This is a genomic window from Mesorhizobium sp. M0001 (genome assembly GCF_040324255.1).
GTDB lineage: Bacteria > Pseudomonadota > Alphaproteobacteria > Rhizobiales > Rhizobiaceae > Mesorhizobium.
Map to the genome: position 1 here is coordinate 215,750 of NZ_JAMYVS010000008.1, position 14,032 is coordinate 229,781.

Consider the following 14,032-nt stretch of genomic DNA (forward strand, 5'->3'; position numbering starts at 1 on the left):
CAAGAGCCGGCCCGTTCAGTAGATCAACCCTTCGCATGCCGCTGCGAGATCAGCATCGCCATGCGCTGGACTGCCCGCAGCTCCATTTCCACGCCTGGCGACGATGCCAGCGCCGGCATGTTGAGCGCCACCACGGTCAACGGCTCGAGCGTCGCCAGCAGCACATGGGTCGCCTCATATTTCTCGAACAGCCATGCCAGCTGCTCGCGTATATCCTGGTCGACTGGCGCCCCCGGCTGCGCATCGGCGAGCGAGCGCACGGGCTCCTGCTCCAGTGCACGGGCCAGCACCTTCAGGTCGAAATCGCCGAGGTCCCCTGCCGGCAGGATCAGCGCGCCGTCGACAAGGATATGGCTCTGCAGGCCGCGCAGGAAGCGCGCCGAATCGGTGAGGTCGCCCTCGGCCATATGCTTCAGCAACGAGTCGCGGCGCTTCTCGGCGGTGAGGCTGACGCTGTCATTGTAGATGACTGCCAGCAGCGTCGCCGAAAGCACGATCACCACGCCCTGCACGCTGCCGCGCCAGCCGAGATCGTCGATGCCGCCCAGCGCCAGCCCGGCGAAAACCGAGCTCAGCGTAATCACGGTAAAGGCGCCGATCGTGTCGCGATGGCCGAGGCTGGCGCGCCCGAGGCCGATCGTAAGCCAGCACAGGAACAGGATGGCGATGCCGCCAAGCCGAACCGGCACTTCGAACAGGCCGGGCCGGTAGTCGGTGACCATGAACGGAATGATCAACAGCAGCGACAGCGCCATGCGCTCGACCGTGCGGTTTTCGGCCGCCGACAGGCTGTCGCGATCGCGCGTCATCACCAGCCAGCCGATGGCGAGAAAACCTCCGAACTGGAAGGCAAGTAGTACCGCCATCCGCCATGGCTCGGCAAAGCGTTCCGAGATCGGCGCCAGCAGTAGCAACAGCAGGGCGCCGCCGGCGGCAAAGAACTTTAGCGCAAACGGCGCATGCCGGCGCAACAGCCCCTCGGTCAGCAGCAGTGCGGCCAGCGGCAGCAGGCCCGCCGCCGCGATGGTGACGAAGCGGAAGAGTGCGAGGCCGGTAGTCCAGTCGAGGATTCGGCAGGCGAGCAGCACCGCCAGCACCCGCAAACCGAACAGAAAACGCCGCGACAGCGGATCGCCGGTGTCGCGCCCGCCGACGACCGATATCACGATCAGCAGCCCGAACAGCGCCGCCAGCGAGGTGATGGTGTCGGCCACGAGCGTGCCATCGAGGTTCATCGGTCAGCGCCCATCAGCTCACACCCAGGCATCATCACGGATGAAGCCATCAGCGTGTCCATGGTCTCAGCACATTCCATTGGCGGCTGCTATCCGCCCAGTGTACCACCGGCAAAACCAGCCGCTGCAGCGTGGCCGCCGCACCTGCTACCGCAAGGGCGGCAAGCGAGCCGCGCGGAACCGCGTCGGCGAGATAGGTGCGCGCCGACTGAAAGCTCATCTGTCCGATCTGCAGCACATCATCGCCGCGCGTGTAGTCGAGCTCTTTGTGGCAGAACTCGTTAAAGGTCTCGACGCGGTGCTTGGCCGCCTCGTCGAAGGTCTTCTTCAGATCGTCCGAGCCGCCCGTATAGGCGTTGGTGATGACGAAGCGCTCTTCGTCGAAACCAGCTTCGGGGCCGACACCGAAGACATGGCGATGGCGCGCCATGATCTGCCGCGCCAGAAGCACATGGGTAAGCGAGCGGCGCGCGCCGGCATGCGGTCCTGGGAACACATTGCTGAACGCCTCCGCGACCATGCCGACGACAGCGGGTACCTGGGTGACATTGGAAATCCAGATCGGCCGCAGTTGATTGCGCAAAAACATCAGGAAGCAGGTTAGGCCGTAGAGGATCCAGCTCAGCCCGCGGCTGCGCTCGTCGGGATCGATCATGACCAGACCGAGGTGCAAGACTTCATAGGGCTTGCCGGCGAGCGATATCTCCATCAGCGCCAGCGAGTTGAAGGCGATCGGCTGCCGGTCGCTGCGCCGGTAGACAATGGTGATGATGGAATGTTCCAGCCGGCTGCGGTCGCCGGAAAACACGCCATAGGTCAGGCTGCCGAACTTCAGTGTCTTGGACGCTACCAGCCGCAGATCGCTGCTCAGCTGCTCCAGTTCGGCAGCCTTCATCCAGCGCCCGGGCCGCTCCACGACGCGCGTCTCGTAGTCGGCGGATACGCGCATGCGCACATCCATGAACCGACCCGGCAGCAGCTGCAGAACCGCCTTGAGCACTATTTTTCCCCGTGGCAAGAACGCCGACCGTATAGTGGCCGCCGTCCACCTAAGACGCGGTAAACCCGAGACGGCAGTTCTTGGTTGTACTCAACAAAGTAAAAGAACAGCTGCCAGCCAGTGCGGGCTCAGCTTTCCGCAGCAACCAGATGGCCGCCGCCGACATCGTTCAGCGCCAGCTTCAGCGGCGCCTCGCCGATCCTGCGGGTGGCGCTCGGTATCTCCTGGTCGAGGCGGGCGAAGCGGGTTCTGCGCTTCGCCGGATCGGGCACCGGCACGGCGTCGATCAGCCGCCTGGTGTAGGGATGGCGCGGGTTGGAAAACACCTGGTCGCGCGTGCCCATCTCGACGATCTGGCCGAGATACATGACGGCAACGCGGTCGGAAATATTCTCGACCACCGCCATGTCGTGCGAGATGAAGAGATAGGCGACGCCGAATTCGCGCTGCAATTCCTTCAGGAGATCGAGCACGCGCGCCTGCACCGAAACGTCGAGGGCCGAGACGCTTTCGTCGGCGATGATCAGTTTTGGTCGGAGCGCCAGCGCCCGTGCAATGCAGACGCGCTGGCGCTGGCCGCCGGAGAATTCATGCGGATAGAGCTCCATCTGGGCGGCCGACAGGCCGACGCGCTCGAACAGCGCCGCCACCCGTTCCCGGCGCTCGTCCTGCGAGGCGATGCCATGGATCACCAGCGGCTCGGCGACGAGGTCGCCGACGCGCATGCGCGGATCGAGCGAGGCGAAGGGATCCTGGAAAATCATCTGGACGTCACGGCGCACCGCCTTGCGTTCGTCGCGGCCAAGAACGGAGAGATTGCGCCCGCCAATGACGATGTCGCCGCTATACGGCGCCAGTCCGGCCAGCGCCTTGGCGGTGGTCGACTTGCCGCAGCCGGATTCGCCGACCAGAGCGAGCGTTTCGTTGGGCGCGATCGAGAAGCTGACGCCCTCGACGGCGTGGACGCGGCGGGTGACCTGGCCAAAGATGCCGCCACGCAGATCGAAGCGGACATGCAGGTCGTTGACCTCGGCGACATTGGCCGGTTTCAAGACGTCAATCGCATTCCTGGATTTCTGTCGACCGACACCACTGCCGATGCGCGGCACGGCAGCCAGCAGTTCGCGCGTATAGTCGGCCTGCGGCCGGGCAAAAATATCCGATGTCGTGCCTTCTTCGACCATGCGGCCGTCGCGCATGACGATGACCCGGTCGGCCATTTCGGCAACCACGCCCATATCGTGGGTGATCAGGATGACGCTGGTGCCATGCTGGCGCTGCAGGTCGCGCAACAGCTCCAGCACTTCGCCTTGCACGGTGACGTCGAGCGCCGTCGTCGGCTCATCGGCGATCAGCACGTCGGGCTCGAGCGCCAGCGCCATGGCGATCATCACCCGCTGGCGCATGCCGCCGGAGAGTTCGTGCGGAAACTGCTTTAGCCGGCTTTCCGCCTCCGAAATGCGCACCGCCTTCAACGCCTCGATCGCGCGCTGGCGGGCCTCGGCCCGCGACAGGCTGGTATGCGCCTCGATGGATTCCGTCAGCTGCCGGCCGATCGACAGAACCGGGTTGAGCGAGGTCATCGGCTCCTGGAAGATCATGGCGATGCGGTCGCCGCGAATGCGCCGCATCTGGCGTTCGTCGAGGGTTGCTAGGTCGGTGTCGCCCCGATTCCCATCCCGAAGACGGATCATGCCTGACGATATGCGCGCCGCCGGCTGCGGCAAAAGCTGCATGATCGCCAGCGCGGTCATCGACTTGCCGGAGCCGGATTCGCCGGCAATGCAGAGCGTCTCGCCGCGCGCCAGCGTCAGCGACAGGTTGGAGACGACATCGCGCTCGCCGTCCTCGCCGCGCACGCTGACGGAGAGGTTGGCGATGGAGAGGATGGGGTTGTCGGCGAGGGTCATTGTGGGTGGAGCCCTGCGACGGATTGGTTCCGTCGCACCATTCGCACAAACCTTGGCGCTGACCCCCACCCGGACCTCCGGTCCGACCTCCCCACAAGGGGGAGGTAGGGTGGCAGCGCTTTACCCTCCCCCTTGTGGGGAGGGTCGCTGCGAAGCAGCGGGGTGGGGGTGCAGCGCCGACCTGACATCATTCAAACACGCAACGCGGAAAATAGAACGACACCACCCAATTCGGCATGTCGACGATCTCGCTGATGCGCAGATCACCACACACCGAGGCCAGCATATAGGCCTCGACCGGATCAATCTGGTAACGCCCAGCGAGCAGATCGACCATCTGCGCCACCGCCTCCTTCGCGCCCGCCATCAGATCCGGCCCAATCCCCGTCGTCACCTCGTAACCCTTGGCGTCGAGATGGCGCGTCACCGGGCCCGGCGTGGTGAAGCGCGGCGTCTTCAGCCTGGCGTCCTTGACAAGGTCGAGCTTGAGCACGACGTCCATCGGGCTCTCGATCGCCGTGCCGCAGACCTCGCCATCGCCTTGTGCGGCGTGCGTATCGCCGACCGAGAACAGCGCGCCGGCCACCTCAACCGGCAGATAGAGCGTCGTGCCGGCAGCGAGATCGCGGATGTCGAGATTGCCGCCGACCCGCCGTGGCGGCACCACCGAGTGAAGCCCCATCTCAGCCGGCGCATTGCCGATGGTGCCGGCGAACGGCTTCAGTGGCACGCGCGCGTTTTTCCCGAACAGCGCCGGTTCGAGCGCGGCTGCATCGTATTTCCAGATGTTCAGCGCCGGTTCCGTGAAGTCGTCGGCGAGCAGGCCGAAACCGGGAATGTTCGCCGTCCAACCGAAGCCGGACGGTTTGAACATCTCGATCGTCACCTTGAGCGCGTCACCCGGCTCGGCGCCCTCGACGAAGATCGGCCCGGTCACCGGGTTGACCCCGGCGAAGTCGAGCTTGACGATTTCGGCGACCGTGCTGTCGGCGTTCAGCTGGCCGCCGGCGGCATCGAGGCACTGGAACTCGATGGTCGCGCCGGGCGCCACCCGCTCGGCCGGGACAAAGGAATTGTCCCAGCCGAAATGGTGATGGCGCCCATGGATGGTGTAGTCGCAGCTATTGCACATCTTTTACGTACACATTGTCATAGTTGATCGGGATATGGACCGGGTCGACATAGAGGTTGTCGGCGCCGCCCATTCGGGCGGATTTCATGGTGAAGCGCTGTTCGTTGAAGACCGGCGCCCAGGGCGCGTCTTCCATCACCTTGTCGTAGATGGCGCTCCACATCTTGTCGCGTTCGCCGGCCTTTGCCGGGTCGACCACAGAATCCGCCTCGGCCGCCTTGGCGTCGAGGTCCTTATTGCAGTACCACGACCAGTTCCAGCCGCCCGGCACCGCGCCGGCGCAGCCGAGGATCGGGCCGTAGAAATTCGACGGATCGGGGAAGTCGGCGATCCAGGCCATGCCGCCCGACCAGATCATCGGCGCGCCGGCCTTGTCACCGCCGGCGGCGATGACATTGGCCTGCGCCAGCGACTGGATGCTGGCCTTGATGCCGATGGCCGCCAGGTCCTGCTGGATCGCCTGGGCAATGCGCGGGTTGGGATCGGTGTTCATGGCGAACAGCTGCGTGTCGAAACCATCGGGATGACCGGCCTCGGCCAGCAGCGCCTTGGCCTTGGCTACGTCATAGGGATAACCTTTGTATTCCTTGTCGTAGCCCGGCATCGACGGCGGCAGCGGCTGGTTGGCCGGCACGGCGCGGCCGTTGATGATCTGGATGATGCGCGCCTTGTTGAGCGCCATGTTGACGGCCTGACGCACCTTCACATTGTCGAACGGCGCCATGGTAGTGTTCATGGTGACGTAGCCGGTGTGCAGCTGACCGCCTTCGACGACGCGCGCCTTCTGCTCGGGATCGGCCATCACCTCCTGGAATTTTGCCGGCGGAATGCCGTCGCCGGGCACATCGATCTCGCCCTTCTGCAAGCGCAGCAGCGCCACGATCGGTTCCTGGCCGATCTCGAAGGTGATCTTGTCGAGATGCGGCAGGCCCTTGTGCCAGTAATCCGCATTGCGCTCGAAGACGATGCGTTGGCCGAGTGTCCACTCGGCGAGCTTGAAGGCGCCGGTGCCCACCGGATGCTTGCCGAAATCGGCGCCATATTTCTCGACCTCTTCCTTCGGCACGACATGGGCGAAATTGATGGCCATGACATGCAGGAAGGTGGCGTCGGGCCGGGTCAGCTCGAACTTCACCGTGTAGGGATCGACGACGGTGACGCCGGAAAGGCCTTCGGCCTTGCCGGCGGCGACATCGTCATAGCCCTTGATCGAGCCGAAGAAGCCAGCGCCGGGGCTCTGCGTCTTCGGATTGGTGACGCGGTCAAGCGAATATTTCACGTCGTCGGCCGTCATCTCGCGGCCATTGTGGAATTTCACGCCATGGCGCAGCTTGAAGGTGAAGGTCTGGCCGTCGGGCGAAATCTCGTAGCTTTCGGCGAGGTCGGGCTTCAAATTGGTGGTGCCCGGCTCGTAATCCATCAGCCCATCGAACAGGCTCTTGATCATCGACCAGTTCTGCCAGTCATAGCCGATCGCCGGATCGAGGGTCGCAACATCGTCCTTGTAGGTGATGGTGATGGCGCCGCCTTGCTTGGCGTTGGGATCGACCGTGTCTTCGGCGCGGACGCTTGTCATGCCGAGCATGAGGGCCAAGGCGGATGCCGCGACTGTGGATGCGAGAAACTTTTTCATTGTTGTGTTCCCTTTCTCTGTTTCATTTTCATCTGAGCTTGATGCGGGGATCGATGAACGGCGCGATGATGTCGGCGAGCAGATTGCCGAGCACGATGGCGAAGGCCGACACCAGCGTGACGCCCATGATGATCGGAATGTCGACGCGCTGGATCGCCTGCCACGCCAGCTGACCGATGCCGGGCCAGCCGAACACGCTTTCGACGACGACGATGCCGCCCATGAAGATGCCGATGTCGATGCCGATCATGGCGATGACCGGCAGGATGGCATTCGGCAGTGCGTGGCGGAATATGATGGCGCTGCGCGCCAGGCCCTTGGCCCGCGCCGTGCGGACATAATCCTGGCGCAGGACGTCTATCATCGACGAGCGCATCATGCGCGCATACCAGCCGGCGCCGAGTACGCCCATGGTCAACGACGGCAGCACCAGATGGCGCCATGTGCCGTAGCCGCCGATCGGAAACCAGCTTAGCCGCACGGCAAAGACGTAGAGCAGCAACAGGCCAACCACGAATTGCGGCGCCGAGACGCCGACGAAGGAGGCCACCATCAGGGTCTGGTCGGTGGCGGAGCCGCGCTTGACGGCGGCGATCAGCCCCATCGAGAGCCCGATCAGCAATTCGCAAAGGATGGCGCCGACCATCAAAAGCAGGCTGGCCGGCAGCCGCGAGACGATGAGTTCGGTGACCTCCGAGCGCTGGATGTAGGAGCGGCCGAGATCGCCGCTGAGTAGCTTCGTCAGATAGTGCCAGTACTGGACCACGAAAGGCTGGTCGAGGCCGAGTTGCTGGCGGATGTTTTCCACCGTCTGCGGCGTGGCACTGCGGCCGGCGATCTGCCGCACCGGGTCGGCCGGCAAGAGGTAGAGCAGCGCAAAAGTGATCAGCGAGACGCCAAGCAGGATGAGCAGCGACTGGATCAGCCGGCGGCCGAGATAGGCGATCATGACCGGCCCCCCATTATTCCCGGCCCCTTTGCGTCGGATCGAGGATGTCGCGCAACGCGTCGCCGATCAGATTGAAGGCCAGCGCCAACGCGAGGATTGCGGCGCCGGGGAAGAACACCAGCCAGGGCGCGGCCTGGAAATAGGTCTGGTTCTCGAAAATGATGTTGCCCCACGACGCGGTCGGCGGCTGCACACCGATGCCGAGGAAGGAAAGCGTCGCCTCGAGCAGAACCGTGGTCGAGATGCCGAGCGTGCCCCAGACGATGATGGTCGGCAGCAGATGCGGCAGGATGTGGCGAAACAGGATGCGCGGCGCACTCGCCCCGATGCTGCGCTCGGCATCGATGAACTCGCGCTCGGCCAGCGATGAGGTCTCGGTGTAGATGACACGCGCCGTCTGCACCCAGTTGACCAGCGCGATGACCATGGCGACGATCCACAGACTCGGCTGAAACACTGCCGCCAGGCAGATGGCGAGCAGCAGCGCCGGGAACGCCATCATCAGATCGGTGAAGCGCATCAGCGCACTGCCGATCCAGCCGCGGAAATAGCCTGCGGTGACGCCCACCAAAGTGCCGATCAAAAGCGCCACGCCATTGGCGACGATGCCGATGATCAGCGAGGTGCGGGCGCCGTAGAGGATGCGGGTCAAGAGGTCACGTCCGAGCAGGTCGGTGCCGAGCCAATACTGGGCGCTGGGCGGCAGCGGCGAGCCCTCGATGGTCAGGCCGTCGAACATCTGCTCGTTGGGATCGTAGCCGGTCAGCCGGGGCGCCAGCACGGCGCCGGCGACAACAATGGCGACGATGACCAGCCCGAGCAGCGCCAGGCGGCGTTTGACCAGCCGACGCCAGACGCCGGCGCGCGGTTTTGCCGGCATGCGTACCGGGAGATCAGGCGCGATGGGACTGGTCATCGCCGCCTTCCTCATCCGTCATTGCCACGATCCTGCGCGCGGCATCCTCGACGCTGATCTGCCAGCTCATCGCCAGCGATCGCAGTTGTGCATAGGCACGCTCGTCATCGCTGCCTTTCGACAGCGCCGTCACCGCGCGCACAATGGTCTGGCGCTCGGCGACGCGCTGGCGCAGCGACGCTATCTCGCCGGCTAAATGCTTGCGTGCCTCGAAGCTCTGCCTTGCGATCAGCAATGCGCTGTACACACCGGCATTGCCGACCGGCTTCAGCAGCTGCGCATCGGCCTTGTGCGACAGCGCCCATTCGATACGCCCCGGCGCCTCGGAACCGATCAGCGCCACCAGCGGCATCGGCGCCTCACCGGCTTCCCACGGGAACTGCTCGTCGAAACCGAGATCGGCATCCAAGAAGACGAAATCGGCGGCGAGAGCTTCCGGCGGCAATTCCGGCCAGCAGTCGATCGTAGCCAGGCCGATGGCCGACAATTGCCTGGTGATGGCCTGCACCGTCGGATGCGGGCGATGCAGGATGAAAGCCCGCGCGCCGCCGAGATTGGGGATGCGCGTCCGCGTCATGACACCACCCTCAGACGCGGACGGCCGAATGTCTTGGCGGGGTCGTAGCGCGACAGATAGGGATCCGGCGCGACCTCATCCTCCTGGCTGACGACCTCGAAGAAGCCATCGGCGATCCGGCCGATGATCACTGGCAGCGTCGCGTGCTGGGAGTGGGCGTCGATGGCGATCGGCCCGAGCCGGGTGGAGAAGCGCCGCTCGGCGAAGGCCTTGGAAAATTCCGCCGGGCCGGCATCAGTGTTGCGCGACAGCACGTCGGCCATCACCTGCACCGAGGCATAGGCGGAGGCCTCGAAGGACGAAGCGAAGGCAGCCGGCCGGGGCGCGAAATAGGGCCCGACCGACAGATGCCCTTTCCCTGTCTCGCCGATCGCCGGCAACTCGCCTTCCGTGAGGTTGCAGGAGATGACGGGGCAGTTTTCCGGCCTGAATGCCGCATCCTCATCGCCCAACTCGCGGTAAGCCGCCAGGAAGGCATACGACGAGGTGCCGATCAGATTGTTGAGGATGAAGCTCGGCCTCGTCGCCCGGATTTCCGCGATCAACCGCGACACGTCGGTCTCGCCGATGCGCAGATAGCGCTCGCCCAGCACTTTGCCGCCGGCATCCGCGATCAGGTCGCGCGCCACGCGGTTCATCTCCCAGCCCCAAATGTAGTTCGAGCCGAGCAGGAAGCCGTTGGCGCCGAAACGCGGCACGACATGCGCCATCAGCGGAACCAGATGCTGGTTGGGGCAGGCGTGCATGTAGACGACATGCTCGTTGGCCTCGAACCCTTCATAGGGGCAGGCATACCAGAGCATGCCGCCGGCCTTCTCCAGCACCGGGATGGTTTCCTTGCGGCTCCACGAGGTGACGCAACCGACGACATGGCGCGCGCTGCTGGTCCTGAAAATGTCCTCGCACAAAGTCGCGTAGCGATCGGCATTACTTTGCGGATCGCGCTCGACCGGAACCAGTTCGATGCCATAGCTCCGATCGGCATTGATGTCGGCGATGGCGCGCGTGGCGCCCATCCGGCACGCATCGGAGACCAACTGGTAGCTGCCCGAGCGGGAATACAGGATGCCGATCTCGATACGCCGTTTCAAACCGATCCTCAGAAATGACAATGCCCCGCAGCCAGCGCCGGAGGGCGAGGCATACGAGGCATATTTGCCGCCCGGCGACCAAGGCCGGTATTTTGCGCTAGCGTATTCGGTCCGGCGGGTCAGTCAAGCGGGAAAGTACGTGGTCATGGGATCGGCCTTGTCCGGCTGCTTCTAGTTCCGCAGCGTGAACATCAAAGGCGCCACGACAGCCGTACCGGCCTTCTCAGGCGGTGGCGCGGGCACCGTCGCACCCTGCAGAATGCCGAGCGCGGCGCGATCGAGATCGGCGTCCCCCGAAGATCGGGTCAGCCGGACGGAGGTCACCTTGCCCGAAGCGCTGACGACGAAGGTCACATTTGCGGTACCCACGGCGCGCCGCGACCTTGCCGCGCTCGGGTAGCGCTTGTGCCGATTGATCCATCCGATCAGCTGGGAGTTCCATTTGCTTGCACTGACTGATGATCCACTCGATTGCGAAGCCTTCGGCGCCGACGCCTTCGCCGCTGCCTTTTGATCGACACTGGCGGTCACGACCGCTTTCGCCGGCGCGGCCTTTTCCTTCTTCTCTTTCTTTGCTTTCGGCTTGGGTTTTTCGGCAGCCTTCTTCGCCTTCTCGATCGGCTTGGTCTCCGCCGGCTTGGTCTCCGCCGGCTTGGTCTGGGGCGGCGGAATGACCACATCCGGCGCTATGGTCGGGACGATGTCGGGCACCACCTCATCCAGCGGCGGCGATTGATCGGGCTGCTCGGCCGCTGCCGTCTCGATCGGAGCGGCGGGTTGAACCGCTTCCGTCTTCTCGGCGACCGGCCCCGGCTGACCGGGCTCGGGCTCCACGACGGGCTTCAGTTCGGCAACCGCCTCCTCGATCTGGTTCGGCGGCTCAGGCGTCACCACGTCGGCCATCGAGTCCTCCTGCACCGCCGGCGCCACCATCATCGGCGACAGCTCGATAGCCACAGCCGGCGGCGGGCCGCCATCGGCCATGTTGGCCAGGCTGAAGCTCTGGACGGCATAGGCGATCGCGACATGCGCGCCGACAATGACAATGGCCGCAGCCGCCCACAAGCCAATTTCGCGCAGGCCGGCGCGTGGCGGGTCGGCCGCGGGTGCGGCGGCGGCCAGTTGCGTCACGGGGCGGCGCCCCGGTGCGCCGCGGATGCGTCCGCCGGCACCGTCTCCAGCCCCACCAGCGCGATCTTCAGATAACCAGCGCCGCGCAGCAGGTTCATCACCTCCATCAGCTCGCCATAACCGACCGCCTTGTCGGCACGCAGGAAGATGCGGGTCTGCTTGTCGCCCTTGGTTCTGCCGTCGAGCACCGCGGCGAAAGCCTGGCGCGGCACGCTGTCATTGCCGATCGCGAGCGTCAGATCGTCCTTCAGGGTCAGGAACAGCGGCGTTTCCGGCCGGGGTGCTGGCGTCGCCGTCGAACCCGGCAGATCGACATTGACGTCGACTGTCGCCAAGGGTGCAGCGACCATGAAGATGATCAGCAGCACCAGGATGACATCGATGAACGGGGTGACATTGATCTCGTGGTTTTCCTCGAGATCGCCATCGATAGCCTCGCGAATTCTAGCCGCCATAGCCCATCACTCCGCCGCCAGCGCGGGCGCCTGCGGCACCGTGCGGAAATCGAGATCGCGGCTGACCAGCCGCTCGACCCCGGCCGAGGCATCGGCAAGGAGCTGCCGGTAGCCGGCTATCGACCGCGCAAAGACGTTGTAGATGACCACCGCGGGAATGGCCGCGACCAGGCCCATCGCCGTGGCGAGCAGCGCCTCGGCGATGCCGGGCGCGACGACCGCGAGGTTGGTGGTCTGCGCCTGCGAGATGCCGATGAAGGCGTTCATGATGCCCCAGACGGTGCCGAACAAGCCCACGAAGGGCGCCGTCGAGCCGATCGTCGCCAGCACGCCGGTGCCGCGCGACATGCGCCGCGCCGCCGCCGCTTCGATGCGCGACAGGCGCGACGTCACGCGTTCCTTCAGCCCGTCGCCGGTGACATGGCCGAGCGCACCGGCCGAAAGGGCAGTCTCTTCCTCGGCCGCCCGCACCAAAAGCGCACCGGGGCCGCCACTGTTGCCAAGCGCGCGCCCGGCCTGGCGCAGCGTGGCGGCATTGCCGATGGCGCGCGCAGCGCGACGGGCGCCGAGCTTGCCGAAGAGAATCTCCAGCGATTTGGCCAGCCACACCGTCCAGGTGACCAGCGAGGCGAAGGCCAACCCGATCATCACCGCCTTGACGATGATGTCGGCGGCCATGAACATGCCCCAGGGCGACAGATCGTGCGGCAGCGTCAGCGATATTGCCGAAGGCTCGGCCTGCGCGGATGCACCGGGCTGGGTTGCCGGCTGTGGCGCGGTCGGCGCCGCCTGCCCGGCAGTTGGCGAAGCCGGCGCGACAGGCGCAGCCGGTGCGGGCCGTTCGACTGCGACCGGGGAAGGCTGGGCCGCCGACCGGGCAGCTGCAGCGGGTTCCGTCGTCACCCTGGGCTGCGTGTTTGGCTGCTCTTGCGCAGCAGCGCTGCCGGCCGACAGCATGACCGCGGCCAGCGCCGCCAACAAACCATTTCTGGACACGCTTCTTCCTCGCTTCGTCATTGCACGTACGATCGGCTGGTCGGTGACGGAATGTCGACCCCGGAAATCCAGCCACTGGTTCTGGCTTCTCTCAAACGCGGCACAGCCGCTGGAAACAATTCAGGCGGCCGAGTGCCCTGCTTGACTATAAAACATGAGTTTACTAGTCAACAAACAAGATGGCTTTTTTGGCCAACGATTATCGGCGCGATGTCTCAGCGGCACATCGTCCTGGCGTCGGTCTACCTGGTGTCGTCGCACTGAGGGATGGACGGCCGCAGGGTTGCTGGGCCACGATACCGGGCAGCAATTGAGGCAGGCTGCGATGATCAAGGCGATACCGTTCGATTTCCCCTATGACGGCCGGCTGGTGCCGGCAAACACCGCGTTGCTGGTCATCGACCTGCAGGAGGATTTCCTCTCGCCGACCGGCTATTTCGCCAGGAAGGGTTATGACCCCGCGCCGCTGCGCGCCATCCTGCCGACAGTCAACCGACTGATATCAGCGGCACGCGCGGCCGGCCTCACCATCATTCACACCAGGCAGGGATATCGCGGCGACATGGCCGACATGACGCCGTACGAGAGATGGCGCCGCAAGCGGGCGGGTCTCGAAGGCACCGACGTGCTGCTGCGCTCCGGCCCCGGCTTTCAGATCGTCGCCGACATCGACGTCGCGCCGCACGACATCATCGTCGACAAGACCTGCAACAGCGCCTTCACCTACACCGACCTGGAACTTGTGCTGCGCGCACGCGGCATCACCCATCTGATCTTTTCCGGCTGCACGACCGATGTCTGCGTGCACACGACGCTGCGCGAGGCCTGCGACCGCAATTTCCAGTGCCTGACCATCGCCGATGCCTGCGCCAGCGGCGACCAATACGCGCATGACGCGGCGCTGCATATGGTGACGGTGGAGGACGGGGTATTTGGTACGCTGACGGAATCTGACGCGGTGTTGGAGGCGCTGGCAGTGCTGAGTGGTGATTAGACGCTGGCGGGAC

Annotated in this window: 13 protein-coding genes; 1 reads left to right on the top strand and 12 read right to left on the bottom strand. The window is 65.0% G+C overall.

Annotated elements, in window-relative coordinates; genetic code table 11:
• Window positions 1-23 precede the first annotated feature (23 nt).
• The 12 genes from NKK50_RS22465 to exbB form a co-directional block, all read right to left on the bottom strand.
• The gene (locus NKK50_RS22465) at window positions 24-1,235 is read right to left on the bottom strand and encodes a hypothetical protein (protein ID WP_023834661.1); all 1,212 of its coding nucleotides are present in this window, start codon (window positions 1,233-1,235) and stop codon (window positions 24-26) included.
• 49 nt (window positions 1,236-1,284) lie between these two features.
• Window positions 1,285-2,235 (bottom strand): hypothetical protein, encoded by a 951-nt coding sequence (locus tag NKK50_RS22470; protein ID WP_031202896.1) that lies wholly within the window; start codon window positions 2,233-2,235, stop codon window positions 1,285-1,287.
• Between the two features lie 128 nt (window positions 2,236-2,363).
• Entirely contained in the window at window positions 2,364-4,145 is a 1,782-nt protein-coding gene (locus NKK50_RS22475) for an ABC transporter ATP-binding protein (RefSeq protein WP_023834662.1), read from the bottom strand.
• A 187-nt stretch (window positions 4,146-4,332) separates the two neighbouring features.
• Window positions 4,333-5,277 carry an acetamidase/formamidase family protein gene (locus tag NKK50_RS22480; RefSeq protein WP_023668593.1) on the bottom strand — a complete coding sequence of 315 codons (945 nt, stop codon included), beginning with the start codon at window positions 5,275-5,277 and terminating at the stop codon, window positions 4,333-4,335.
• On the bottom strand, window positions 5,267-6,862 hold the full coding sequence (locus tag NKK50_RS22485) for an ABC transporter substrate-binding protein (protein WP_444849001.1): 1,596 nt from the start codon (window positions 6,860-6,862) through the stop codon (window positions 5,267-5,269). The genes NKK50_RS22480 and NKK50_RS22485 overlap by 11 nt, the downstream gene beginning before the upstream one ends.
• A 76-nt stretch (window positions 6,863-6,938) precedes the next feature.
• Window positions 6,939-7,859 carry an ABC transporter permease gene (locus NKK50_RS22490; protein WP_023834663.1) on the bottom strand — a complete coding sequence of 307 codons (921 nt, stop codon included), beginning with the start codon at window positions 7,857-7,859 and terminating at the stop codon, window positions 6,939-6,941.
• 13 nt (window positions 7,860-7,872) lie between these two features.
• Entirely contained in the window at window positions 7,873-8,775 is a 903-nt protein-coding gene (locus tag NKK50_RS22495; protein WP_023693235.1) for an ABC transporter permease, read from the bottom strand.
• Window positions 8,753-9,352 carry an ANTAR domain-containing response regulator gene (locus NKK50_RS22500; protein ID WP_023834664.1) on the bottom strand — a complete coding sequence of 200 codons (600 nt, stop codon included), beginning with the start codon at window positions 9,350-9,352 and terminating at the stop codon, window positions 8,753-8,755. Before NKK50_RS22500 ends, NKK50_RS22495 begins: the two co-directional genes overlap by 23 nt.
• Window positions 9,349-10,443: a transporter substrate-binding protein gene (locus NKK50_RS22505; RefSeq protein ID WP_023693237.1), complete on the bottom strand. Its 1,095-nt coding sequence runs from the start codon at window positions 10,441-10,443 to the stop codon at window positions 9,349-9,351. The genes NKK50_RS22500 and NKK50_RS22505 overlap by 4 nt, the downstream gene beginning before the upstream one ends.
• A gap of 171 nt (window positions 10,444-10,614) precedes the next feature.
• Window positions 10,615-11,574, bottom strand: a complete 960-nt coding sequence (locus tag NKK50_RS22510) for an energy transducer TonB family protein (RefSeq protein WP_023713408.1) — start codon at window positions 11,572-11,574, stop codon at window positions 10,615-10,617.
• Window positions 11,571-12,029, bottom strand: a complete 459-nt coding sequence (gene exbD / locus NKK50_RS22515) for a TonB system transport protein ExbD (protein ID WP_023710186.1) — start codon at window positions 12,027-12,029, stop codon at window positions 11,571-11,573. The genes NKK50_RS22510 and exbD overlap by 4 nt, the downstream gene beginning before the upstream one ends.
• Before the next feature lie 6 nt (window positions 12,030-12,035).
• Window positions 12,036-13,025: a tonB-system energizer ExbB gene (exbB, locus tag NKK50_RS22520; protein WP_023687757.1), complete on the bottom strand. Its 990-nt coding sequence runs from the start codon at window positions 13,023-13,025 to the stop codon at window positions 12,036-12,038.
• A 325-nt stretch (window positions 13,026-13,350) separates the two neighbouring features.
• Between exbB and NKK50_RS22525 the strand changes: the two genes are divergently transcribed.
• Window positions 13,351-14,019: a cysteine hydrolase family protein gene (locus NKK50_RS22525; RefSeq protein WP_023686098.1), complete on the top strand. Its 669-nt coding sequence runs from the start codon at window positions 13,351-13,353 to the stop codon at window positions 14,017-14,019.
• Window positions 14,020-14,032: the final 13 nt, after the last annotated feature.